General features: G+C 69.8%; 23 protein-coding genes. 17 read left to right on the top strand and 6 right to left on the bottom strand.

Translation table 11 applies throughout. The features are described 5' to 3' along the window. The first annotated feature begins 45 nt into the window (after window positions 1–45). The 9 genes from eccCa to eccE are packed head-to-tail and all read left to right on the top strand — an operon-like array spanning window position 46 to window position 11,192. Window positions 46–4,017: a type VII secretion protein EccCa gene (gene eccCa, locus G6N28_RS09410; protein WP_163899668.1), complete on the top strand. Its 3,972-nt coding sequence runs from the start codon at window positions 46–48 to the stop codon at window positions 4,015–4,017. Beyond that, window positions 4,014–4,322, top strand: a complete 309-nt coding sequence (locus G6N28_RS09405) for a PE family protein (protein ID WP_046750424.1) — start codon at window positions 4,014–4,016, stop codon at window positions 4,320–4,322. Before eccCa ends, G6N28_RS09405 begins: the two co-directional genes overlap by 4 nt. A gap of 2 nt (window positions 4,323–4,324) precedes the next feature. Beyond that, on the top strand, window positions 4,325–5,902 hold the full coding sequence (locus tag G6N28_RS09400; protein ID WP_163899666.1) for a PPE family protein: 1,578 nt from the start codon (window positions 4,325–4,327) through the stop codon (window positions 5,900–5,902). Window positions 5,903–5,954: 52 nt separating this feature from the next. Beyond that, complete coding sequence (locus G6N28_RS09395) at window positions 5,955–6,248, top strand: hypothetical protein (protein WP_046753626.1); 294 nt, start codon at window positions 5,955–5,957, stop codon at window positions 6,246–6,248. Between the two features lie 28 nt (window positions 6,249–6,276). Continuing rightward, window positions 6,277–6,567 carry a WXG100 family type VII secretion target gene (locus G6N28_RS09390; protein ID WP_163899664.1) on the top strand — a complete coding sequence of 97 codons (291 nt, stop codon included), beginning with the start codon at window positions 6,277–6,279 and terminating at the stop codon, window positions 6,565–6,567. 6 nt (window positions 6,568–6,573) lie between these two features. Continuing rightward, window positions 6,574–7,449 carry an ESX secretion-associated protein EspG gene (locus G6N28_RS09385; RefSeq protein WP_163899662.1) on the top strand — a complete coding sequence of 292 codons (876 nt, stop codon included), beginning with the start codon at window positions 6,574–6,576 and terminating at the stop codon, window positions 7,447–7,449. Next, a complete protein-coding gene (gene eccD / locus G6N28_RS09380) occupies window positions 7,428–8,858 on the top strand; it encodes a type VII secretion integral membrane protein EccD (RefSeq protein WP_276001013.1) in 1,431 nt (476 codons plus the stop codon). The genes G6N28_RS09385 and eccD overlap by 22 nt, the downstream gene beginning before the upstream one ends. 10 nt (window positions 8,859–8,868) lie before the next feature. Next, window positions 8,869–10,281 carry a type VII secretion-associated serine protease mycosin gene (gene mycP / locus G6N28_RS09375; RefSeq protein ID WP_163906038.1) on the top strand — a complete coding sequence of 471 codons (1,413 nt, stop codon included), beginning with the start codon at window positions 8,869–8,871 and terminating at the stop codon, window positions 10,279–10,281. Next, window positions 10,278–11,192 carry a type VII secretion protein EccE gene (eccE, locus tag G6N28_RS09370; RefSeq protein WP_163899659.1) on the top strand — a complete coding sequence of 305 codons (915 nt, stop codon included), beginning with the start codon at window positions 10,278–10,280 and terminating at the stop codon, window positions 11,190–11,192. Before mycP ends, eccE begins: the two co-directional genes overlap by 4 nt. Here the strand turns inward: eccE and G6N28_RS09365 are convergent. Further along, window positions 11,179–12,375 (bottom strand): alpha/beta hydrolase family protein, encoded by a 1,197-nt coding sequence (locus G6N28_RS09365; RefSeq protein ID WP_235674526.1) that lies wholly within the window; start codon window positions 12,373–12,375, stop codon window positions 11,179–11,181. The genes eccE and G6N28_RS09365 overlap by 14 nt on opposite strands. A gap of 35 nt (window positions 12,376–12,410) precedes the next feature. Between G6N28_RS09365 and G6N28_RS09360 the strand changes: the two genes are divergently transcribed. After that, window positions 12,411–13,172, top strand: coding sequence for a trans-aconitate 2-methyltransferase (locus tag G6N28_RS09360; RefSeq protein ID WP_163899655.1), 762 nt, complete (start codon window positions 12,411–12,413; stop codon window positions 13,170–13,172). A 77-nt stretch (window positions 13,173–13,249) separates the two neighbouring features. Here the strand turns inward: G6N28_RS09360 and G6N28_RS09355 are convergent, their stop codons facing one another. After that, the gene (locus G6N28_RS09355) at window positions 13,250–13,732 is read right to left on the bottom strand and encodes a hypothetical protein (protein WP_163899653.1); all 483 of its coding nucleotides are present in this window, start codon (window positions 13,730–13,732) and stop codon (window positions 13,250–13,252) included. 25 nt (window positions 13,733–13,757) lie between these two features. On the opposite strand from G6N28_RS09355, the gene G6N28_RS09350 reads away from it, so the two are divergent. After that, window positions 13,758–14,423, top strand: a complete 666-nt coding sequence (locus tag G6N28_RS09350) for a phosphatase PAP2 family protein (protein ID WP_235674525.1) — start codon at window positions 13,758–13,760, stop codon at window positions 14,421–14,423. Here G6N28_RS09350 and G6N28_RS09345 read toward each other — a convergent pair. Further along, window positions 14,377–15,867: a bifunctional phosphatase PAP2/diacylglycerol kinase family protein gene (locus G6N28_RS09345; protein WP_163899648.1), complete on the bottom strand. Its 1,491-nt coding sequence runs from the start codon at window positions 15,865–15,867 to the stop codon at window positions 14,377–14,379. The genes G6N28_RS09350 and G6N28_RS09345 overlap by 47 nt on opposite strands. A gap of 60 nt (window positions 15,868–15,927) precedes the next feature. Between G6N28_RS09345 and G6N28_RS09340 the strand changes: the two genes are divergently transcribed. Genes G6N28_RS09340 through G6N28_RS09330 form a run of 3 tightly spaced genes read left to right on the top strand, consistent with a single transcriptional unit; the run spans window position 15,928 to window position 18,008 of the window. After that, window positions 15,928–16,515 carry an ArsR/SmtB family transcription factor gene (locus tag G6N28_RS09340; RefSeq protein ID WP_163906036.1) on the top strand — a complete coding sequence of 196 codons (588 nt, stop codon included), beginning with the start codon at window positions 15,928–15,930 and terminating at the stop codon, window positions 16,513–16,515. After that, entirely contained in the window at window positions 16,515–17,342 is an 828-nt protein-coding gene (locus tag G6N28_RS09335; protein ID WP_179962047.1) for an SRPBCC family protein, read from the top strand. Before G6N28_RS09340 ends, G6N28_RS09335 begins: the two co-directional genes overlap by 1 nt. A gap of 9 nt (window positions 17,343–17,351) precedes the next feature. Then, window positions 17,352–18,008, top strand: a complete 657-nt coding sequence (locus tag G6N28_RS09330) for a L,D-transpeptidase family protein (protein ID WP_163899646.1) — start codon at window positions 17,352–17,354, stop codon at window positions 18,006–18,008. A 3-nt stretch (window positions 18,009–18,011) separates the two neighbouring features. Here the strand turns inward: G6N28_RS09330 and G6N28_RS09325 are convergent, their stop codons facing one another. Continuing rightward, window positions 18,012–18,470: a nuclear transport factor 2 family protein gene (locus G6N28_RS09325; RefSeq protein WP_163906030.1), complete on the bottom strand. Its 459-nt coding sequence runs from the start codon at window positions 18,468–18,470 to the stop codon at window positions 18,012–18,014. 46 nt (window positions 18,471–18,516) lie between these two features. Between G6N28_RS09325 and G6N28_RS09320 the strand changes: the two genes are divergently transcribed. Then, a complete protein-coding gene (locus tag G6N28_RS09320; RefSeq protein WP_179962046.1) occupies window positions 18,517–19,287 on the top strand; it encodes a DUF3159 domain-containing protein in 771 nt (256 codons plus the stop codon). Here G6N28_RS09320 and G6N28_RS09315 read toward each other — a convergent pair. After that, a complete protein-coding gene (locus G6N28_RS09315) occupies window positions 19,271–20,788 on the bottom strand; it encodes an FAD-dependent oxidoreductase (protein ID WP_163899644.1) in 1,518 nt (505 codons plus the stop codon). The two genes, G6N28_RS09320 and G6N28_RS09315, sit on opposite strands and share 17 nt — an antisense overlap. 110 nt (window positions 20,789–20,898) lie before the next feature. Between G6N28_RS09315 and G6N28_RS09310 the strand changes: the two genes are divergently transcribed. Both G6N28_RS09310 and G6N28_RS09305 read left to right on the top strand, forming a co-directional pair. Next, on the top strand, window positions 20,899–22,617 hold the full coding sequence (locus G6N28_RS09310; protein ID WP_163899642.1) for an Hsp70 family protein: 1,719 nt from the start codon (window positions 20,899–20,901) through the stop codon (window positions 22,615–22,617). 11 nt (window positions 22,618–22,628) lie between these two features. After that, window positions 22,629–23,081, top strand: coding sequence for a cupin domain-containing protein (locus G6N28_RS09305; RefSeq protein WP_163899640.1), 453 nt, complete (start codon window positions 22,629–22,631; stop codon window positions 23,079–23,081). Here G6N28_RS09305 and G6N28_RS09300 read toward each other — a convergent pair. Further along, window positions 23,078–24,232 (bottom strand): DUF7159 family protein, encoded by a 1,155-nt coding sequence (locus G6N28_RS09300; protein ID WP_163906028.1) that lies wholly within the window; start codon window positions 24,230–24,232, stop codon window positions 23,078–23,080. The genes G6N28_RS09305 and G6N28_RS09300 overlap by 4 nt on opposite strands. Window positions 24,233–24,262 lie beyond the last annotated feature (30 nt).

The raw sequence follows: 24,262 nt of genomic DNA, 5'->3' as shown, positions 1-24,262 counted from the left end.
CGAAACCCGCAAGCACCGCGCCGAAGAGCGGGGGGAGGACGACGCGTGAGCCGGCTCATCTTCGAAGCGCGCCGCCGGATCCCACCGCCGCCGATGCGCAAGGGCACCATCACCATCGAGCCACCGCCGGAGCTGCCGCGGTTGGTGCCGCCGTCGCTGCTGCGCCGGGTGCTGCCCTATCTGATCGTCATCCTCATCGTCGGCATGATCGTGGCGCTGGTGGCCACCGGCATGCGGCTGATCTCGCCGACCACACTGTTCTTCCCGTTCGTCCTGCTGCTGGCGGCGACCGCGCTCTACCGCGGAACCGACAACAAGATGCGCACCGAGGAGGTCGACGCCGAGCGAGCCGACTACCTGCGCTACCTGTCCGTGGTGCGGGACAACGTGCGCGCGCACGCAGCGGAACAGCGCGCGGCCCTGGAGTGGTCGCATCCGGATCCCACCCTGCTCGCCGACATCCCCGGCACCCGGCGGCAATGGGAACGCGACCCCGGCGACCCCGATTTCCTGGTGGTACGGACCGGATTACACGATGCGCCGCTCAACGCGGCGCTGCGGGTGAAGGACATCGCGAACGAGATCGACCTCGAACCGGTTTCGCACACCACGTTGCGCGGCCTGCTCGACGTGCAGCGCACTGTGCGTGCGGTGCCGTCGGGTCTGGACCTGGCCAAGGTGTCGCGACTGAGCGTGCTCGGCGAACCCGATGACGTCCGGGCAGCGCTGCGCGCCTGGATCACCCAGGCGGTGACCTGGCACGACCCCGCTGTGCTCGGGGTGGCGCTGCTGTCACCGCACATCGAAGACCCGGAATGGTCGTGGCTGAAATGGTTGCCGCACAACGACGTTCCGGGAGCCGTCGACGGTGCCGGCCCGGCCCGCTATCTGAGCGGCGACGTGGCCGAACTGCGGTCGCTGCTCGCGCCGGCGCTCGAGGACCGGGCCCCGTTCGGCGCGACGGCGGAGACCGGCGTCAAACACCTGCTGATCGTCGTCGACGATGCCGATGTCGATCCCGCCGCGCTGGTGCCCCGCGGCGGGCTGTCAGGGGTGACTGTGGTGCACCGTTCCACGGAACCCCCGCACCGTGAGCAGTACGTCGACCCGGAGCGGCCGTTCCTGCGCCTGGTCGACGGCCGGCTCGAGCGCTGGCAGAGCGGTGGCTGGCAGCCCTGTGTCGATGCCGCGGACCGGCTCGACGTGGCGACCGCGCGCCACGTCGCGCGGCGGCTTTCGCGGTGGGACTCCAACCCCAACCACGCCCGCACGAGCAACGCCGGGGTGGCGACGTTCACCACGCTGCTCGGCATCCCCGACGCCGCCGCGCTGGACGTGGCCAGCCTGTGGGCGCCGCGGCCGCGTGACGAAGAGCTACGGGTGCCCATCGGCGTGACGGCGACCGGCGACCCGCTGATCTTCGACCTCAAGGACGAGGCCGAAGGCGGCATGGGCCCGCACGGGCTGATGATCGGCATGACCGGATCGGGCAAGTCGCAGACCCTGATGTCGATCCTGTTGTCGCTGTTGACCACCCACTCGGCCGACCGGCTGATCGTCATCTACGCCGACTTCAAGGGTGAGGCCGGCGCCGACATCTTCCGAAACTTCCCCCAGGTGGTCGCGGTCATCTCCAACATGGCCGAGAAACGTTCGCTGGCGGATCGTTTCGCCGACACCCTGCGCGGCGAGGTGGCGCGACGCGAACAGCTGCTGATGGAGGCCGGCCGCCGGGTGCAGGGCAGCGCGTTCAGCTCGGTGCTCGAATACGAGGCGGCGATAGCCGCGGGCCACGACCTGCCCCCGCTGCCCACACTGCTGGTGGTCGCCGACGAGTTCTCGCTGATGCTGGCCGACCACTCCGAGTACGCCGACCTTTTCGACTACGTGGCGCGCAAGGGTCGCTCGTTCCGCATCCACATCCTGTTCGCGTCCCAGACGCTGGATGTGGGGCGGATCAAAGACATCGACAAGAACACGTCGTACCGGATCGGCCTGAAGGTCGCCAGCCCCGCCGTCAGCCGCCAGATCATCGGCGTGGAGGACGCATTCCACATCGAGGCCGGTCCCGAGCACAAGGGCGAGGGTTACCTGGTGCCGAACCCCGGCGCAGCGCCGGTCAAGTTCCGCAGCACCTATGTCGACGGCATCTATGATCCACCCAGGGTCGAGAAATCGGTTGTGGTGCAGTCGGTTCCGACACCTCAGCTGTTCACCGCGGCGCACGTGGAGGCTCCTGGCGACACCGTGACCGTCGTAGAACCCGCCGCGCACGAGGATCGGCCGCCGCGCAAGCTCATCGCCACCATCGGCGATCAGCTCGAGCACTACGGCCCCAAGGCGCCCCAGCTGTGGCTGCCACCGCTGGACGAGCCCATCCCGCTCGACGGGCTGTTGGCTCGCGCGGGCGTGCCCGAAGGCCAATGGCGTTGGCCGCTGGGCGAAATCGACCGGCCGTTCGCGATGCGCCGCGACCAGCTGATCTTCGACGCGACGTCGGCAGCGGCCAACGTGCTGATCCACGGCGGGCCGAAATCCGGCAAGACGACCGCGCTGCAGACCTTCATCCTGTCGGCCGCCGCGCTGCACTCACCGCGTGAGGTCACGTTCTACTGCCTGGACTACGGCGGGGGCCAACTGCGTCCGTTGGAGGACCTGGCCCACGTCGGCAGCGTGGCGTCGCCGCTGGAACCCGAGCGGATCCGGCGCACCTTCGGCGAGCTGGAACAGCTGCTGCGGGCCCGCCAGGCACGCGGACACAACGGTTCGGGTGAGCGCGACGAGTACGGCGAGGTGTTTCTCGTCATCGACAACCTGTACGCCTTCAGCCGTGACAACACCGACATGTTCAACACGCGGAACCCGTTGCTGGCCAAGGTCACCGAGCTGGTCAACACCGGGATGGCCTACGGCATCCACGTCGTGGTAACGACGCCGAACTGGCTCGAGGTGCCGTTGGCCATGCGTGACGGGCTCGGTCTGCGGCTGGAACTCAAGCTGTCCGACCCGCGCGACAGCAACGTGCGCATCACCGGTGCGCTGCGTCGGCCCGCCGAGTCGGTGCCCGCCGATCAACCGGGCCGCGGCCTGACGATGGGGGCCGAACACTTCCTGTTCGCCGAACCGGATCTCGCCGACATCGCGGTGATCAACGCCCGCCACCCGGGCGTCACCGCGCCACCCGTGCGGCTGCTTCCGCACGATCTGGCCCCCGAGACGGTCGCGCCGCTGTATCCCGCGCCCGAGCGGGTGGTCATCGGCCAGCGCGAGGAGGACCTGGCGCCGGTGGCGGTGGACTTCGCCGGCAACCCGCTGCTGATGGTGTTCGGCGACAGCAAATCGGGCAAGACCACGCTGCTACGGCACCTCATCCGGACGATTCGCGAGCACTCCACCGCCGATCAGGTGGCGTTCACCGTGATCGACCGGCGCCTGCATCTGGTGGACGAACCGCTGTTCGCCGACAACGAATACACCCCGAACATCGACCGGGTCACCCCCGCCATGCTCGGTTTGGCCGGCCTCCTCGAAAAGCGGCGCCCGCCCTCGGGTTTGACGCCGCAGCAGCTCGCCGAGTGGAGCCATCGGTCAGGGGAGAACGGCCACACCCACTACCTGATCGTCGACGACGTCGACCAGATCCCCGACGCACCCGCCGTCAGCGGCCCGTTCGTCGGGCAACGGCCGTGGACGCCGCTGCTCGGATTGCTTTCGCAGGCCAGCGAACTGGGGCTGCGGGTCGTCGTCACCGCCCGCGCCACCGGCTCGGCGCACGCGTTGATGACCGCGCCGCTGCTGCGCCGGCTCAACGAGCTGCAGGCCGCCATCCTCATGCTGTCCGGCAACCCGCAGGACAGCGGCAAGATCAGGGGCCATCGGTTCCGCCGGCTGCCCGCCGGTCGGGCGATGCTGCTTGACGACGACGGTGACGACGCCACATTCCTGCAACTCGTCAACCCCCTCGCAGACGCGGTTGCCGGCAATCCGAGAGACACAGGAAGGGAGTTCAACCGATGACCCTGCGCGTTGTTCCCGAAGGCCTGACCGCGGCCAGCGCCGCCGTCGAGGGGCTGACCGCACGGCTGGCCGCCGCCCACGCCGCGGCCGCACCTCTTGTCACCGCCGTAGTGCCGCCCGCCGCCGACGCGGTCTCGCTGCAGACCGCCGCCGGCTTCAGCTCCCACGGAGCGGCCCACAACACGATGGCGGCCCAAGGGGTCGAGGAGCTCGGACGTGCCGGTGTCGGCGTCGGCGAGTCCGGGGCAAGCTACGCCGCCGGCGATGCGATGGCCGCCGCGTCGTATCTGGTGTCGGGTAGCTGACCATGACCGCCCCCATTTGGATGGCGCTTCCTCCGGAGGTGCATTCAGCGATGCTGAGCAGCGGCCCCGGACCGGGCTCGCTGTTGGCCGCCGCGGGGGCGTGGCAGTCGTTGGCCACCGAGTACTCCACTGCCGCAGCGGAACTGACCAGTCTGCTCGGTGCCGTGCAGAGCGGTGCCTGGGAGGGGCCCAGCGCCGAGCAGTACCTCGCGGCGCACGCCCCGTATCTGGCCTGGCTCGCCCAGGCCAGCGCCAACAGCGCGGCGAGCGCCGCTCAGCACGAGGCCGCCGCGGCCGCGTATTCGACGGCGTTGGTGACCATGCCCACGTTGGCTGAGCTGGCCATGAACCACGCCACCCACGCCGTGCTGGTCGCCACCAACTTCCTCGGTATCAACACGATTCCGATCGCGCTGAACGAAGCCGACTACGTCCGGATGTGGATTCAGGCCGCGACGACGATGAGCACGTATCAGGCGGTGGCGGGGGCAGCGGTGGCGGCCACGCCGACCACGCCGCCCGCCCCCTTCGTCCTCACCCCCGGGGTGGGGGAGGCCGGTGCCTCGGCGGCGACGGCGCAACAGTCCCTGGCGCAGCTGACCGCGGCCGATTCCGGTTCGGCGCTGGCCAACTCGGACATCATCGCGCAGCTGCTGCGGTTCGTCGGACAGATCTTCCAGGCCTACGGGCAGTACACCTATCAGCTGTTCGAACCGATCATCAACTTCATGGCCGACCCGATCGGCAACACCCAGCAGCTGATCGTCGGGCTGCTGACCAACCCGGGCCCGACCCTGGTGGCCTACGGTCCGTTCTTGTTCGCCGTTGCCTACCAAGCGGTTTCATGGGTGGGTGCGTCGGTGACCTATCCGAACCTGCTGCTGACGACGTGGATGGCGCCGTTGGCGCTGGGCATCGGCGGGTACTTCCTGCACCAGTACCTCAATTCGCCGGCGCCGCCCGTGCCCGAAGCCGCCCCCGCCCCGCAGCAGGCACCCGCGTCGGCGCCCGCCCCCGCGCAGCGCGCCGACCCGATGCCGGTGGCGGCGGTCGCGCCGACCGTGCCCGCCGCGCCTGCGGCTCCTGCCGCATCCGTGGCCGCGGGTGCGGCACCCGCCGGCGGGGCGGCCGCGGCGGCCACGGCCCCGGCGGTGCCCTACGCCGTGGCCGGCCCCGGCCCCGACGAGGGCTTCACCCCCACCCTGCGGGAAGGGACCGGAGCCAAGGCGCCCGCCTCTGACATCGCCGCGTCGGCGGCGGCCTCGGCTGCGGCGTCGTCGCTGGCGAAACGTAAGGCGCGGCGGCGCCGTGCGGCGCCGGTGCACGAACGCCAGTACGCCGACGCCTACATGGACTACGAACCCGACCCCGAGGACACACCGCCGGAGCCGGTTGCCAAGCCGCGGATGAGCGCCTCCGAGAAGGGCGCGGGTGCAGTCGGTTTCACGGGCGCGGCAACCAAACCCGAGACCGAACAAGCGACCGGCCTGACCGAACTGGCCGGGGACCCGTTCGGCGGCGGGCCGACCGAACCGCTGCTGCCCGGCGACTGGGATCCCGAAGGGGGGTCGCGAACCTGAGAAGACCGACCGAGCACAACCGTCCGACGACGACAAACCGAAAGGAAAAGCCATGAGCCTCTTGGATGCTCATATCCCGCAGCTGGTCTCATCGGAGGCCGCGTTCGCCGCCAAGGCGGCGCTGATGCGCAGCACGATGGCCCAGGCCGAACAGGCCGCCCAGTCGGCCCAGGCGTTCCACATGGGCGAATCGAGCGCCGCGTTCCAGGCCGCGCACGCCCGGTTCATCGAGGTCTCCGCGAAGATCAACTCGCTGCTCGACATCGCGCAGGTCAACCTCGGCGACGCCGCGGGCACCTACGTCGCCGAAGACGCCGCCGCGGCGAGCACCTACACCGCCATCTGATCGACGAACCGACGAGAGGCAGGATCTGATGTCCCAGATCATGTACAACTACCCCGCGATGCTGGCGCATGCGGGGGAGATGTCCGGCTACGCCGGCGCGATGCACGGCATCGGCGCCGACATCGCCAACGAGCAAGCCGCGCTGGCCGCCGCCTGGCAGGGCGACACCGGCATGACCTATCAGGCGTGGCAGGCGCAGTGGAACGCCGCGCTCGAGGAGCTGGTCCGCGCATATCGTGCGATGGCGGCCACCCACGAGACCAACACCATGTCGATGAGCGCCCGCGACGCGGCCGAAGGCGCCAAGTGGGGTGGCTGACCGTCGGTGTCCGCTAACGCCGCCGAACTGACCGCGGAGCAGGCCTGGTTCATCGCCGACCTGTTGAACGTCGGGAGCTTCCCCTGGGTGCTCGCCATCACGCCGCCCTACAGCGACCCCGCGGCACGTAGGGAGGTGGAGACCAGGCTGTCCGCGGAGCTGATGGAGCTGGGGCTGATGACCGGGGACGGGGTCGTCAATCCCGCTGTCCGGCAATGGATCACCGCGACATGTCGGCCGCGACGCTGGCTGGAGCTGCGGTTCGTCAGGGGAGCGGGAAACATGCTGCGCGGACACGTCGCGCGGGGTCACGACGATGCCACGATCGTGGCGCTGCGCAGTGAGGGGCTGGTCACCTTCACCGCGCTCGACGTCGACCATCCGCAGGCGTTGGTACCGGTGTTGACCGCGGGGCTTTCGGGGCGGTCGCCGGCCACCTTCGAGGAGTTCACCATCCCCGCGCGCATCGGTGCCCGCGCCGACGAGCAGGTGCGCAACGGCGCGACACTGGCCGAAGTCGTTGACTTCCTAGGCCTTCCGGCATCGGCCCTACCGGTGGTGGAGGCCGCCTACGCACCTGACCGCAGCTACGTCGAGATCGTGGCCGGTGACCATCGCGACGGGCACCGCGTCAGCACCGACGTCGGGGTTAGCGTCGTCGACACCAGCGCGGGCCGCGTGCTGGTGTACCCGTCGCGTGCCTTCGACGGCGAATGGGTGTCGACGTTCACCCCCGGCACTCCCTTTGCGATCGCGACCGCGATCGAGCGGCTGACCGCGACGCTGCCCGACGGCGCGTGGTTCCCGCAGTTGCAGTTGACCCGAGACTTCGATCTCGACCAGAGAACGGAACACCAGACATGGCGTCACCCAGTTCATTGAACGGCAGCACCGCGATGAAGGCGATGTCGATCGTTCGCGTCGCCGTACTCGCCGTCGGCGACGGCGACAGCGGCCGCATCACCGACATGGTGCTGCCCACCGAACTTCCGCTGCGCGAGATCCTGCCCGCGGTGCGGCGGATGGCGATGCCCGACGACGGCGACGCGAAACACGCACCTGCGCCGCTCTCGCTCGCGCCGATCGGCGGTGCACCGTTCAGCCTCGACGCGACACTGGACACCGTCGGCGTCGTGGACGGCGATCTGCTCGCCCTGCAGCCCATCCCGGCGGGCCCCGCGGCGCCGCGCATCGTCGAGGACATCGGCGACGCGTCGGTGATCTTCTCCGCGGCGCGCGAAAAGCCCTGGGGTGCGGCGCACATCGCCCGAGGCGCGGGCATCGCGGTGATCGGACTGACCCTGGTCGCCACCGGGCTGGCGACGCTGCATCGCATCGTCATCGGAGGCGACGCGGGCCTTTTCGCCGCCGCGGGCATCGCGATCGTGGCGGTTCTTGCCGCCCTTCTGACCAGGGCCTTGTTCCCCCGGTTCGCCACGGCCATGTCGGTGACGGCGTTGGCGCCGATCGCCGCGGCGCTCGCGCTGGCGGTGCCCGGGGAGTTCGGGCCGTCGCAGGTGCTGCTCGCCGCTGCCGGTGTCACGGCGTGGTCGATCGTGTCCATCACCGTCGCCGAGCGTCATATCGCGCTGTTCACCGCGACCGGCGTCGTCGGGCTGGGTGCGCTGATCACCGCGGCAGCCGCCTCGATCTGGTCGTTGAACTCGGTCGTGATCAGCTCGGTGCTGATCGTGCTGGCGCTGCTGGTGATCGTGCAGGCGCCGCAACTGTCGGCGCTGTGGGCGCGGCTGCCCGTGCCGGTGATCCCCGCCCCCGGGGACCCCGCCCCGTCGGCGCCGTCGATCGCCGTGCTTCGCGACCTGCCGCGGCGGGTGCGGATCAGCGACTCGCACCAGACCGGCTTCATCGCAGGCGGTGTCGTGCTGATCACCGCGGGCGCGGTGATACTGGCTGCACCGCAGGGCGTCTCGAACTGGGCGTGGTACGTCGTCGGGGCGGTCGCGCTGGGCACGGTGCTGAAGGCCAGGGTGTGGGACTCGGCCCCGTGCAAGGCGTGGTTGCTGAGCCAGCCGTTCCTCATGGCGGTCGCGTTCCTGGTCGTGTTCGTCGCCGACGGCCGCCACACCGCGGCGTGGTGGGCGCTCGCGGCGTTGGCCGCGTCCACGGCGGTGTTGGTGCTCGCCGCACTGGTCCCGCGGGTGGCTTCGCCGGACACCTACTCGCTGCCGATGCGGCGCCTGGTCGGGTTCCTGGCCTCGGCCGTGGACGCCTCGCTGATCCCGGTGTTGGCCTATCTGGTCGGGCTGTTCGCCTGGGTGCTGAACCGATGAGGCTTCGGTGATCGGTACCACGCTGCGGGCCGTCGTCGCCGCGACGGTCTCGCTGGCCGTCGCGGTGCTGAGTTGTCCTGCGGCGCTGGCGATCAGCCCACCGGAGATCGACCCCGCGCTGCCGGCGCCGTCCGGCAGCCCAGGGCCGGTGCAGCCGATGGCTCAGCGTGGCGCGTGCGTCGCCGGCGGGGTGTTGCCCGGCACCGACCCCGGCGCGGTCAGCCCGAACCAGGCGATGCTCGACCTCGACGACGCGTGGACGTTCAGCCGCGGGGAGGGCCAACTCGTCGCGGTCATCGACACCGGGGTGCAGCCCGGGCCGCGGCTGCCGAACGTCGAGCCGGGCGGCGACTTCGTCGAGTCCACCGACGGACGGTCCGACTGCGACGGACACGGGACACTGGTGGCCGGCATCATCGCCGGCCAACCCGGCCCCGACGGGTTCTCGGGTGTCGCGCCGGGTGCGCGGGTGCTGGCCATCCGTTCGACCTCGGCGCGGTTCGCGCCGCGCGACACCGGTGAGAACCCGGCCACCGCGCGCGTCGCTCACGACGTGGCGACGCTGGCCCGGGCCGTCGTCCGCGCGGCGGACCTGGGCGCCCGCGTCATCAACATCTCCGCGGTCACCTGCCTGCCTGCGAACGAGACCGTCGACCAGAACGACCTCGGTGCGGCGCTGCGCTACGCCGCGGTCGACAAGGACGCGGTGATCGTCGCCGCGGCGGGCAACAACCGGGCCGGATTGAATCCCGGCTCGGCATGTCCGTCCAATCCGCTTTCCGATCCCGGGCGTCCTGAGGACCCACGTAACTGGGCCGGTGTCACGTCGGTGTCGATCCCGTCCTGGTGGCAGCCGTTCGTGCTGTCGGTGGGATCGGTGAACACCGCGGGGCAGCCGTCCGATTTCACGATGGCCGGCCCGTGGGTGGGCATCGCGGCACCCGGCGAGAACATCGCCTCCGTCGGCAACGCCGAAGGCGGGGGCCTGGCCAACGCCCTGCCCAACGACCGCGGCGAACTGTTCGGCCTCAACAGTTCGAGCTTCGCCTCGGCCTACGTCGCAGGCGCTGCCGCGTTGGTGCGCAGCCGATTTCCCGAGCTGACCGCGCAACAGGTGATCGACCGGCTGACGGCCAGCGCCCAAGGCGCCGCTCGCGCGCCGTCGAACTTGACCGGCGCGGGCCTGGTCGACCCGGTCGCGGCGTTGACATGGGACGTCAGCGGTGCCGGTGACGGAGCGGCGGCCGAACCGAAACCCGTTGCCGCGCCGCCGCAGCCGCCGCCGGCCGATCCCACACCGCGCACGGTCGCGTTCGTCGGCACCGGTGTGCTGGCCGTGGCCGCCGCCGTCACCGCGGTGGTCGCCGCGCACCGTAAGCGAAACACCGTGGCACAGTCCATATCTGGGAGGACTTCGACGTGACCGTTCGACTGGCGTTGGCGCTGGTGGCGATTGTCGCCGCGGCGATGGCGTATCCATGGGAGTCGACCACCGAGCGCTGGGTACTCGGGGTGGCCGCGGGCGTGGTGATTGTGGTGTTCGCCAGGTGGCGTGGGCTTTTCCTGACGACCAGGATCGCGCGACGGCTTGGCATGTGGCGCCGAAACCACTCCACGCCCAAGCCGCAACCCTCCAACGAAGCCACGGTGCTGTTGCGGGTCGAGGATCCCGACGCTGTGGGACTGTCATTGCCGCTGGTGGCCGGATACGTCGAGCGGTTCGGGGTCCGCTGCCAGAAGGTGCGTGTCACCAGCCGGGACCAGGCCGGTGTCCGCACGACGTGGATCAGCATGACGCTCAACGCCGCCGACAACCTCACCGCGTTGATGGCCCGGTCGCCGGATCTGCCGCTGTTGGCCACCACCGAGGTCGTCGGCCGACGGTTGGCCGATCACCTGCGCGAGACCGGGCTGACCGCCAGCATCGTCGACGTGGCCGAACCGCCGGCGGGTCCGGGCCGGGAGAGGTGGCGCGGCGTGCACGACGAGCGCGGTGTGGTATCGGCCTACGGGATTCCGGTCGACGACCGGTTCGGCGACCGGCTCGGCGACGTGTGGTCACGGCCGACCGAAACCTGGACCGCGGTGGAGTTCAGCGGCACCGCAACACATCCCACCGTCACCGCGGTGTGTGCCTTCCGCACCCCAGAGGCGGTTCGCGGTGTACCGCTACCGGGCCTCGTCGCGCATCCGGGCATCCAGCGACCGTTGCTCAACGCGCTGGACCCGCGGACCGCGGAGCGGCTCGGCACCCCGGCCGGCCCGCTGCCGGAGGGGCTGCTGCAGCGAATCGACTGGCGGGTCGGCTCGTCCGGCGATCTCAGCCGAGCATGAACGGCCGCATGAAGCGGGTCATCCGCCGCAAGTAGTCCGGCTGGCTGACGTGCAACACGTGGTTGCCCGGAAACCAGTGAAACGCACAGCGATCCCAGTGTTTCCACAGCATCTCGGCCTGCTCGGGCGGAGCCAGCCGATCACCGAGACCGGTGATGATCAGACGGCGGTCCTTGGGCACCAACGGCGCGTAGTTCAACGGCGAGGAATACATCGTTGCGGCGCCAGACAGTTCGTCGTCGGTGCGGGCAAGTAGGTTGCGTAACCGCATGACCTGGTTGGCCGGAAACCACTCCTCGGCCGTGCGATCCGGGGTGACCACCGGGACATTCGGAATCACCGCCTGAAGACGGTCGTCGACGCAGGCGAGCAATGCCGCGGTGTAGCCGCCCAGCGACATGCCGGTCAGCGCGATGCGGTCCACCCCGGTGTACTCCAGATAGTCGACCAGAGAACGGAAGTCGTGCACGGCCTGGGCCATCGCCTCGGCGAAACCTGCGAAGCCGTGCGCGAAGTAGCCGTATCCGGAGAACGGCGAGAACCGCTCCGCGCGGCGGCCGTGGAACGGCAGCGTGAGCAGCAGCACGTCGTAGCCGGACCGGTAGAACCACGGCAGTGAGAAGAACAACCCGTTGAACAGGTAGGCCGATCCCATGAAACCGTGGATCAGGCACAGCGTCGGATGCGGCCCGTCGTCGTGGCGCCAGTGCTGAGCGTGCACCACGTTGTTGCGTTGATAGGCACGGCACTGCTCGCGCAAGGCGGGGTTGACCGCCTCGAAGCTGCTGTTGAACCGGATGTTGTGGACCTGGCCCTTGGCGATCCACTCCGCGACCGGATTGGCAGGTCGCGACGAGATCCGCGGGGTGACCGTCGGCGCGGGAAACGACAGCCGGGGGTCCTTTTCGCCGGCCAGCTCGCCGTAGAAGCGCAAGTGGTCGCGCTCCGCGCGGGAGTGAGACCCTAACGCGGCGCCGACGATCGTGGGCAGCATCGATGCGCCGATCATCGAGGCGATCCCCGTGCGCAACGCGAGGTCGGCCGCCGCCGAGGAGTCGACGATCAGGCGCTGACGCCACGTGAGGTCGACGCGGCGTGGCAAACCGCGTGCGCCGGCGTCGTCGCCGGGAACATCGGGAACAGGAATGGGCGGATCCACCGGGGCGGTATCCGAAGTGGTCACTTCCGCATGGTAACGCGGTCGGCGACACTGACGGCATGTGGAATCCCGACGCCTACCTGACCTTCGCCGATCAGCGCGGGCGCGCATTCTTCGACTTGATGGCCCGGGTGGGCGCCGCGGCGCCGCGCCGGGTGGTCGATCTCGGTTGCGGGCCAGGCAATCTCACGGCGACGCTGGCTCGGCGTTGGCCCTCGGCGGTCATCGAGGCGTGGGACAGCTCGCCGGAGATGGTGCAGGAGGCGCGTGGACGCGGGCTGGACGCGCATGTCGGCGACGTCGCGGACTGGGCACCGCAACCCGACACCGACGTGGTCGTGAGCAACGCGACATTGCACTGGGTTCCGCAGCACCGGGAGCTGTTGGTGCGGTGGGCTGGCTTGCTGGGAACCGGCTCGTGGCTGGCGTTGCAGGTGCCGGGAAATTTCGATGCGCCCTCGCACCGCGCGATCCGCGACCTGGCGCGCGGGCCGAGTTGGTCCGCGCTGTTGGGTGACGTGGCTTTTCCGGACGCGCCCGTCGACGATCCCGAGCGGTACGCGGGGCTGCTCACCGACGCGGGCTGTGCCGTCGACGCGTGGGAGACCACCTACCTGCACGAGCTGACGGGCCCACATCCGGTGTCGGAGTGGCTCACCGGCACCGCGTTGCGGCCGGTGCGAAGCCGGCTCACCGACGCGCAGTGGCAGCGGTTTCGCGAGGAGCTCATTCCCCTGCTCGATGCGGCGTATCCGATGCGCCCGGACGGCCGGACGTTCTTTCCGTTTCGGCGGATCTTCGTGGTGGCGCAAGTCGGATAGCGCCACGGCCGAGTGTGGGGTCGCGGCACGCCTCAGCGCGCTTTGGCGTGGCACAAGCCCACACTCGGCGCAATAGGTCAGGGGTGGTAGGGCACGCCGACCGCGCGGAAGACGTACTCGGGCGGCACATCGAACGCCAGGGACCGCCGCGGCAGGCGCAGCAACAGGTCCTCGGGAAACCGCTCCTTGTAGTGCATGGACAGCTGCCCCTCGCACCGGGAATCGACGGCGTGGATGTCGACCTCGATGAACAGGCCCGTCTCGGACAACTCGGCGGTGACGGTGCCCTCCTGCACCGCGTCCCAGCGCTGGTCGACCGTGCGGCCCGCGAGCTTGGGCACCGTCGACAACGTCGCCAGCACCCGCTCGTTGGTCAGCACCAGCGAGCCCACGTAGCTGGCGATGTCGCCACTGGCGCGCTTGCCGGGGATCTTTCCGCTGAAGCGGCGGGTCACCGGGACGTATTCGGCGAGGTGGAGGATGCCCTCGGCCTCGACCTCGGCGCGCATGTCGGCCGGCAGCCCACCGATGCGCAGCAGCCTGCGCAGAAACACGGCCATGTGCAGCCATGGTAGAGCTTGTTCTGTGACCCAGCACAGACGCTGGCTGATCGGCTCTGCCGTCGCAGCGACCGCGGTGTACGCCTTGCTGTGGATCGCCCAGCAGTGGCGGTGGCTCACTGCGCTCGACACCGCGCTTCTCGACGGCTTCTATCACTACGGCGACGCCCATCCCGGCTGGGTGCTGGGATGGCACGTGTTCTGCACCGTGTTGGGGCCGATGGCTTTTCGGGTGATCACCCTGGTCGTCATCGTGGTTGCGCTGCTGCGGCGCAACGTGCGCATCGCGATGTTTCTGCTCATCACCGTTGAGGTCAGCGGGCTCGTCACCGAAGCCGCCAAGCGGGCCGCCGACCGGCCCCGCCCCGACACCGCGCTGGTGCACGCGGTGGGCGCCTCGTTTCCATCGGGCCATGCGCTTGGCGTGATGGTGGCGGTGCTCGCGTTGCTGACCGTCGTGCTGCCTGTCGTGCGCGGGCCGCTTCGGGGGTGGCTCGTCGTCCTCGGTGCGGTGATCGTGGTCCTGATCGGCCTGGGCCGGGTGGTGCTGAACGTGCATCACCTGTCCGACGTGCTGGCCGGATGGGCGCTGGGTTACGCCTATTTCGCGGTCTGCCTCGCGATGGTGGCGCCGACGCGGCCGATCACGCAGCCGGACGAAATACCGGAAGCACCCGGTATCGCACGGTGAAGCTGGCCTCGGCGCACTCGGTTCCGACCTCGCCGTCGTGGGCCAGCACCGTCGAGCCGTCGACCACCGTGAACGTGAACTCGGGCACCCGAAGCTCGTGGTAGAGCGGGCTGCGTTCCAGCCGTCCCGTCGCCAGCGCTGCGAGGATGCGCAGCTTGGCCCACGGGCGGCCGGTCTCCAGGATCCGGATGTCGAGCAGCCCGTCGTCGATGCGGGTGCGTCGCGCCGGAGCGAACCCCGACGGCAGATAGGTCGAGTTGCCCAGGAAGAACAGCGACGTCTGCAGTGTCTTGTTGTCGTAGCGGATGCGGACGGGATCGTCGTGCCGCAGCGTGTGATACATGGCATACACGCTGGCCAGCGGCTTACCGATGCGGTGCTCGTATTTTTCGCGGGTCTCGACGAAAGACGGGTACGCGCCGATGCTCGCGGTGTTGATCACCATGCGGTCGTCGTTGAGGCACACCAGGTCGACGCACGCGACGGTGCCCCGCCGGATCGCCGCGACGGTCTTGGCCACGGTGTCGCAGCCGATGTCCTTGGCGAAGTGGTTGAAGGTTCCGCCGGGAAACACGGCCAGCGGGATGCCCGTGTCGACGGCGATGCCGGCCGCACACGACACCGTGCCGTCGCCGCCGGCCACCGCAAGCACCTCAGCCCGCTCGGCGGCTGACCGCAACGCTTCGGCGATGTCATCGTCATCGCCCAGCTCGACAATCTCGGTGCGGGGCAGGGCTTCTCGGACCTCTTCGATGACGTCCGCCCCGGTGCCGCCGCCCGATGCGGGGTTGACCACGAGCACGACGCCCGCACCGTCTGGGCGCTTGGCGGCCCCCACCCACAGGGGGTCGGCGGCCGGGACCTCGCTCTGAACCACCGGCGGCACCACCCGCGCGCCCAGCACAGCGACCGTGGCCCCCAGACCCAACCCGGCCAGGACGTCACCGGGATAGTGCGCACCCGTCGCGATCCGCGACATCCCGACCAGCCCCGCCAGCAGCGCCAGCACCAGCCCTAGCGGTGGGCTTTCCAACCCGACGCCGACGGCGAACGCCGCCGCGCTCGCCGAATGCCCCGACGGCAGCGAGTTGGACGTCGGCGTGCGTCGGGAGCGCCGCGCCAACGGCACCAGAGCCCAGTTCGGCCTCGGGCGTTTCCACACCCGTTTGGCGACCTGGTTGGTGAGCAGGCTCGTCACCGCGAGGCTGGCCACCCCGCGGACGGCCCCGCGCTTGACCGACGGCCCGCCGACGGCCGCGAGCACCGCCGCGATCGCCAACCACAGCCTGGAGTAGTCCGCGGCCCGGGTCAGCCTCGGCATCACCGCGTCGAGCAGCGGGCTGGGCGAGTCCGCGATCGCCTCGAACACCTCGCGGTCGAGCGTGCCGAGCCCCTGACCGATCTGCCGGATGCCGCGGTGCCGTCGTGCGGGCAGCAAGTTCATGGGGTTGAACCTATCCAGACCTATTGACAAATAATCCTGTCAATAACGAGGATGGCTTTCGTGCTCGATGTGGAGGTGATCGCCGACCCGGCCGCCGCGGTCAGCGCGCTGGACCCGGTGCGGGCCAGGTTGCTGGCCGAGTTGACCGAACCCGCCTCGGCGGCCGCGCTGGCGTCGCGGGTGGGGATCTCCCGGCAGAAGGTGAACTATCACCTGCGTGCGCTGGAGGGACACCGGCTGGTGCGGCAGGCGGGCGAACGACGGTGGGGTGGGCTCAAGGAACGCCTGCTGGTGGCCACCGCGATGTCGTATGTGGTCTCTCCGAGAGCGCTGGGGCCAGTGGCCACCGACCCCGGCCGCACCAACGACCGGTTGTCGGCGAGCTATCTCATCGCGCTGGCGGCCCGCGCGGTGCGCGAAGTGGGGGAGCTGTGGGCGACCGCTCGCAAGGCCGACAAGCGGTTGGCGACCCTGTCGATCGACACCGCGATCCGGTTCCGCTCGCCGGCCGACCGTGCCGCCTTCACGCAGGAGCTGTCCGACACCGTCACGTCCCTGGTGGCCCGCTACCACGACGAATCCGATACCCGTAGCCGCGGTTACCGCTTGCTGGTCGCGGCCTATCCGAAACCCGAGGAGGACGCGTAATGCCGTTGAAGAGGGACGATTCCGGGCGCCGCTGGGTCGAAATGGAGTTCCTGGTGCCCGGCACACCGGAGCAGGTATGGCAGGCCATCGCCACCGGCGCGGGCATGACCGCCTGGTTCACGCCGACCACCGTCGAGGAAAGAGTCGGAGGCGCAATCACATTCGACTTCGGTGAGGAGAACTGCGGTCAGGAGACCCAGCCGGGAACCGTCACCGGATGGGACCCGCCGACCAGGTTCGCCTACGAGGAGTACGGCTGGAGCGGTGACGCGCCGCCGGTGGCGACCGAGGTCACGATCACCAGCCGCTCCGGCGACCGCTGTGTCGTGCGGATGGTGCACAGCCTGTTCACCGAAAAGGACGACTGGGACGACGAACTCGAGAGCTTCGAGACCGGCTGGCCCGGCTTCTTCGAGGTGCTGCGGGTGTATCTGGCCGACTTCCCCGGCGCGCCTTCGGCCCTGGTGCACGCGACGGCGACGCCTGCGGGCGGGGAGTCGCAGGCGTGGAAGAGGCTCACCGAGGCATTGGGGATCACCGGCACCGACGTCGGGGACCGCTGCCAAGCCCCGTCGGGCGCGCCCCGGCTGACTGGTGTGGTCAACCGGATCCACCAGGACGCCAACGTCCGCGAGGTCATGCTCCGGATCGGCGAACCCGCACCCGGCGTCGCGATCATCGGCGCCTGCACGGTCGGCGAGCAGGCCCGCGTCATGGCCACCGTCTACCTGTACGGGCAGGACGCGGCCGACGTCGCCGCCGCCGAACAACCGAAATGGGCGCACTGGCTGCGTGGCGTGCTCGATACCGCGAGCGTCGCCACTTAGCATGAACTGGTGCACCACCGGCTGCTCGTCTTGATTTGCGCCTTGGCCGCCGTGATCGGCACCGCCCCGCACGCGCACGCACAGACCCAGCCGTGGTTCGCCGACTCCGTCGGCGCCGCTACCCAGGTGATTTCCGTTGTGGGCGTGGGTGGTTCGAAGGCCAAGATGGACGTCTACCAGCGCACCCCGGCGGGTTGGCAGCCCATCGGCGTCGGCATCCCCGCCTGGATCGGCGCCAACGGCATGGCGCCACAGACCCACGACGGTGAGATGAAGACCCCGATGGGTGTGTTCACGCTCGACTTCGCGTTCGGCACCGCGCCCAATCCCGGCGGCGGTCTGCCCTACGTCCAGGTCGGCCCGGACCACTGGTGGGACGGCGACATGAAAAGCCCCACCTACAACACCATGCAGGTGTGCAAGAAGGCGCAGTGCCCGTTCGACACCGACCCGGCCAGCGGCACCGAGAACCTCGACATCCCGCAGTACGTGCACGCGGTCGTGATGGGCGTCAACAAGGCCCGGGTGCCCGGCAACGGCGGCGCGTTCTTCCTGCACGCCACCGACGGCGGCCCGACGGCCGGATGCGTGGCGATCGACGACGCCACGCTGGTCAAGATCATGGCTTGGCTGCGCCCGGGCGCGTTGATCGCGATCTCGAAGTAGCCGTCAAATATTCAGTGCCCGACCGGGTTTCACCTTGAAGTTCAGCCCTTCGGTGGACATCGACGCGTCGTAGGTACGGTCGTAGCCGGTCTCGCAGATCTTCCAGCCGTCGCCGGTGCGTCGGTACCGGTCGTGGTAGAAGCCGGCACCGATCAGCATGAAGTTGAAGTCCGGTGCGATCACCCGGTCTTGCAGGTACCAGGTCGCCGTCGCCTCGTCGCCGTCGACGTGGATCTCCGGGTGGGTGACGCGGTGCTCGGTGATGATCTCGGGGCCCAGGGAGTTGCGCATGAACGTCACCAGCTCGTCGCGGTTGGTGAAGTGGTGCTCCTCGCCGATGGACTCGCCGTACCTGCCGACCACGTCCTCGGTGAGGGTGGCGGCGAAGTCGTCCCAGTATTTGGTGTCCAGTGCACGCAGGTACCGGTACTTGACTAGTTTGATCTCGTCGATGTCACCCATGGCCGACATTGCAGCACAATCGCTCATCGCCGCATAAGGTGCCACCATGAAATTCGTCGACGGGTACGTGAAATCGCCCCTCGCGGGCATCGCACCGTGGATTTTGATGGGGGTCCTCAACGGTCCCGGCCGCTTCGAGGAGGCGGCCTCTGTCGCGCTGGCGTTGTCGTTGCTGACGCTGTGGGTGGGTGCCCGCCGCGGCGTGCCCGTGCATCTGCTGGAAGCGTTCACCGTGGCCTTCTTCGGGGTGCTGGCCGTGCTCGGGCTGGTGGCCTCCGACCGCGCCATCGAGTGGTTGCAGCTGTGGGCCGGTGCGCTGAGCAGTGTCGCGCTGGCGGCGTTCGCGATCATCACGTTGCTGATCCGCAGACCCTTCACGCTGGCGTACGCAAAGGACACCACGCCACAGGAGTTCTGGGACAGCCCGGTCTTTCTCCGGATCAACTACATGATCTCGGCGGCGTGGGCCGGGGCGTTCCTGTTCTCCGCGGTCGTCGGCGTGTACGGCGACGCGGTGCTGGGCGACAACGACAACTTCTGGACGGCGTGGATCCTGCCGATCGGCGCGATGATCTTCGCCCTGTCGTTCACCGAGTTCTATCCCGACTACGCCACCGGTGAGAAGACCTCGATCGCCGAGGCCTTCGACTGGTTTCCCCCGTTTGTCACCGTGGTCGGCATCGTCGGCTGGGTGAGCGACGCGCTACCAGACGCGGCCGCGATCGCGCTGATCGTCGTCGGGGCGGTGGGCTCGGCAGTGATGCGCAAGCTGGTCCCCGACAAGCCCGATGAAACAGAACCTATTGCGCCGCAGTGAGGTTGCGCGTCGCCGGGCCTTCGAGCAAGGTGCCGTCGGGGGCGAACCGTGACCCGTGCAACGGGCACTCCCAGGACTCGTCGGCGTCGTTCCAGTTGACGATCCCGCCCAGATGCGGACACACCGGCGACACCCGGTACTCGACACCGTCGACGACACTTCTGGCCTCCAGATCCCACGGCGGGCCGCTGACCACGCCGCCCTCGTCGGGAGTGCGGTCGCCGATCCGTGTCGCCGGGGTGATCCAGCCCCGCGCCAGATACAGGCCCACCTCGAGGTTGAGCTGCATGGCTTTCGGGATGCCGGACAGTTCGTGCGGGCTCCAACTGGCAAACGCCTCGGCCCAGTCCATCCGCCCGCCCAGGATGCGACTCGACAGCGCAAGCGCCGCGGCCGTGCCGTTGGTCATGCCCCACTTGTCGAAACCCGTTGCCACGAAGATCTTGTCGTTGCCGGGCAGGATGGGCCCGACATACGGCAACTCGTCGATCGGCGTGTAATCCTGTGCCGACCAGTAGTTCGTCTGCATCGCGCCGGGGTAGTGCTGCTTGGCCCACGCGTCGAGTTCCTGCACCGACGACGCGGGGCTCTTGCGGTGGCCGACGGGGTGGCCTGCGCCGCCGACCAGCAGCCGGTCACCCTCGGCGGTCGGTGCGTAGCGGACGGACCTGGTGGGCGAGTCGGCCGAGATGTACATGCCGCGGGTGATGTCGCCGGGCACCCGATAGGCCATGCAGTACGAACGATTCGGCTGCAGGCGCGCGAAGAACCCGCCACGGTCGAGAATCGGAATGCCCGTCGCGAGTACGCATTGCTTTGCGTGCGTGTCGAATTCGGCACCGTCGTTGGTGCGCACGCTCAATACGAGCCCGTCGCCCTTGCTTGAGACCTTCTGGACCCGCACGCCCTGCGCGAGCCGCCCGCCGCGCTCGTCGAGCTCGATGATCAAGCTGTCCAGCAGCGGCATCGGGTCGAACTGCGCCTGATCGGGCAACCGCACGCCACCGGCGAACGGGAACGGCACCCCGGCCTCGTCGCTGGCCTCGTCCACCCACGTGACGTCCAGCCCGACGGACTTGCACGCCGTCAGCTCCTCCCGCACCGACGACAGCCCGTTCTCGGACTGCGCGTAGGTGTAGGCGTCTTCGCGCTGCACCGAGATGCCGTGCGCCTCACAGTGCTGGGTCAACCACTCCTGACCCTCACGGTTGCCCTCGAGGTACTGCGTGGCCCTGTCCACGCCGTGCTTGCCGACGATCTTGGACATCTTGGTGCCCTGCAGCAACGAGATCTTGGCCGTGGTGTTGCCGGTGGCTCCGGCGCCCGGAAACTGGGCTTCAAGCACCAGGACGTCCTTGCCGGCCCGTGCCAGCAGGACCGCGGTGATCAGCCCGGTGATCCCCGCGCCGACGACCGCGACGTCGGCAGAACGGTCGGCGTCGACCATCGGATTGGCCGGGATCGCCCGGTTGCCTCGGTTTGCTAGCCACAGTGACGTCATGGCTTGCCTAGTACCCGTTCACGGTGGTCCAAAACCGTGACGGCCGAAGGGTGTTGGACCGGAGTGTCGGACGGGTTTCTCCAGGCTCGGCGGCTATGGTGTGGTCCGTTATGAGCGACCCGTTGGGGTTGTCGATCGGGACGACGAACTTGGTCGCGGCGCGTGTCGGCAATCAACCCGTGACACGACGATCCGTGCTGGCGCATCCCGACGGCACGGTGTTGAGCGGTTTCGTCGAACGCGTCGGCGACGCCGTGCCTCTGGTGGCCGCCGACGGGACGCCTGTTCCGGCCGAACAACTGTTGGTCGATGCGCTGACCGAGATGGTCCAGGCCAGCGGGGGTCAGCCGGCGGCGGCCGACATCGCGATCGCCGTGCCCGCGCACTGGGGACCCGCGTCGCTGCGTGCGCTACGTACCGCGATGCGCGCCAATCCCGTGCTGGCACCGAACGGCAGGCCCGCACGCCTGCTTTCCGACGCGGTTGCGGCGCTGACCGCGCTGAACGTCAACCCCGGCTTCACGGCGCAGGGAGTCGTGGCGCTGCTGGACTTCGGTGGCGGCGGTACCAGCATCACGTTGGCCGACGCGGGTGCGCGGTTCGAACCGATCGACGAGACCACCCGCTACCTCGAGTTCTCCGGTGACCAAATCGACCAGGCACTGCTGCGCAGAGTCCTCGACGAGATCGGGCAAACCGGGGACGTCGACCCCGCGGGCACGGCCGCGGTGGGATCGCTCACCGCGCTGCGCGACGAATGCCGGCGCGCCAAGGAGCGGCTGTCGACGCAGACGGTGACCGAGGTTGTCGCGGAGCTACCCGGATACGGGTCGACCGTTGAGGTGACGCGCTCTGCGCTCGAGTCGATACTCGCCGAACCGCTGAGCGGTGTTCTGGAGGCGCTCGATAATACGTTGCAGCGCAACAGAATCAGCTGGAACGAGTTATCCGCGGTGGCGACGGTCGGCGGGGGAGCCGGCATTCCGCTGATCGCTCAGCGCCTCGCCGAGCACACGAGTGCGCCCGTGCTAACCACGGCTCAGCCGGCGCTGGACGCGGCGGTGGGCGCCGCGCTGTACGCCGCATACGGTGTGGCCGCCGACGCCGAGACCGGGGTCGCGCCGGTCCCGCTGGGGGACGCCCAGACCGGGGTGGCCCCGGCGCCGCCGGTCGACGCACCGGGGTCATCGACGATCGGGGCGCTGGCCTGGTCGCAGGACGATGCCGGCGCCGAAGAGCCGGTGGCATACACCGGCGCGGAGCCCTACGACACCGGTCTGACGGCATCGCGCCCGCCGGTGCAGTACGTGCCGCCGACCGGCCCGATCGAAGAGCCCCGCACCTGGCAACGGCTGCCCACGCTGGTCTTCGGTGTGGCCGCCGCCGTCGCGCTGATCGCCGTCGGCGGGGTGGCGATCGCGCTCACCAGCGCGACGAACAGCGCCCCGGAACCGCGGCCCTCGCCCGCATCGCCCAACCCGCCCGCGTCGCCGCTGCCGCCCCCGACCAGCGCGCCGCCACCGCCCGGCCCGCCGGAGACCGTCACGGTGACCAGCGACCCGCCGCCGCCACCCGAGACCACCCAGGCACCGCCGCCTCCGGTGACGACGACGACCCAGGTCACCACCACGACGCCGCCAACGACGACCACCACGACGACAACCACCACGACGACAACCACCACGACGACAACCACGACCACGCCCACCACCACGCCCACGACGACCACGACGACCGCTCCTCCGGTGACGACGACGCACCTGGTCGTGCCCGGTATCGGATCGATCCCGATCCCGGTGCCCAACAACCCCAACCCGCCGGTGCCCTAGGAGGCCGACGCATGCTGGCGAAACGCTTCGTCCTCACGGGTGCGGCGATCATGCTGACGGTGGCGATGTCACCGACGGCGGGTGCCACCCCGGCCAACGGCGACATCGAGCGCACCGATCTGGCCGAGGGTACGACGGACGTCCCGATCGCAATCGTCGCGGTGGGCCAGCCGACCACGCTGTATGTGCAGAACATCGTGCTCGGGCCCGCGGCCAGCAGCGGATGGCACACCCACCCCGGCCCGGAGTACTCGGTCATCAACGAGGGCACCATGCACGTGCGGACCGCGTCCGACTGTGTGCCGACGGCGTTCGGCGCCGGTCAGGCGATCTTCATCCCAGCCGGCGTCCCGCACGTCGTCTCCAACGAGACCGCGCAACACGCCGAAGCGGTGGTCACTTACACGCTGCCCGCCGACCGGCCGATCCGCGACGACGCGCCAGCGGCCTGCCCCGAGGGTTAGCGCGGGTACGGATATTCCGGTTCGTGGAACCGGTTGATGATCGGGATCCGCTCGATGATGCGGTCACGAAGCCGCGGTTTGGGGGGCGGCACGTACGCCGGTTGTTGCGGGGGAACGTAGGCCGGCGGCGGTGGGGGCGGCACGTACGCCGGGGCCGGAGCCGGCTCGACCGCCGCTTCGGGGGCCGGCGGCGGGTACTCGGGGGCGGGCGCCACGTATTCCGGCGGTTCGTACACGGGTTCGGCGACAGGTGCGGCCGGCGGCGGCGGAACCGCGACGGCGATGGTCTGCGCGACCACCTTGCGGGCCTCGGCCGGCGTCGACACCTTCTTCTCCGACGGCGACGGTGCGCCCTCGGGCTCGTCGACCGGATTCGTCGCGCTCGCGGCCCGCGCCGGCTCGGACGGCGCGCCGCCGGACAGGCTCAGCCCGACGGCGACCGACAGCGACACGACGAACGTCACCACGGCGGCCGCGAGAACCGACGCCAACGCCCCGACCTTCGACGGCAGCCTCGGCCCGGCCGGGGCCATGGCGGTGACCGCGCGCGCCGACGCAAGCGCCGCGCCGCGGGCCAAGGCCACGTCGGCGCCCGCCGCCGACATGACCGGCGCCTCGGTCGCCTCGGCGAGCGCGGCCATCGTCGCGTCGAGGTCCTCGGCGGACCCGAGGACGAACACCGCATCCGGGGTCCACTCGTCGAGCGGCGACAGCGCCGGCGCCCGCTCGGTCGCGTCGACGCGGTCGACCGTCACACCACCGGGGGTGACCACCGCGACCACCGCGGCATCCGGTTCACAGACATAGACGGCGAGGTCGTCGTAGCCGCCGATGTCGGCGAGCCCGGCCGCCAGCTCCTCGGCGGCCTCGACCTCGGAGACCGCGATGACATGGGCGAAACCACGCGCCGCGAGGGCGTCCAGCACGCCGGAGGCCGCCGCTTCGGCCTCGTTTGTCCAGGTCACGCCGATGGCGTGGATGGGACCGTCGAAATCGTTGGCTAGGACGACGGTTAGCAGGTCCGCGGGCTCGACCGCCTCGGCGAGGTCGCAGGCGCCGCGGTCGACGGTGTCACCGTCGCCCGTCGTGCCCTCGACAAGCACCCATCGAACAGCGCTGGAAGTCATCGAAAGACCCAGCACGAGGTTCATGGTCAAGCCCCCATCCCGCTGGCGATCGGA

It is taken from the genome of Mycolicibacterium pulveris, from assembly GCF_010725725.1.
GTDB classification, from domain to species: Bacteria; Actinomycetota; Actinomycetes; order Mycobacteriales; family Mycobacteriaceae; genus Mycobacterium; species Mycobacterium pulveris.
The sequence above is the reverse complement of the archived record's forward strand: the minus strand, read 5'-3'. Positions and strand labels throughout refer to the sequence as shown.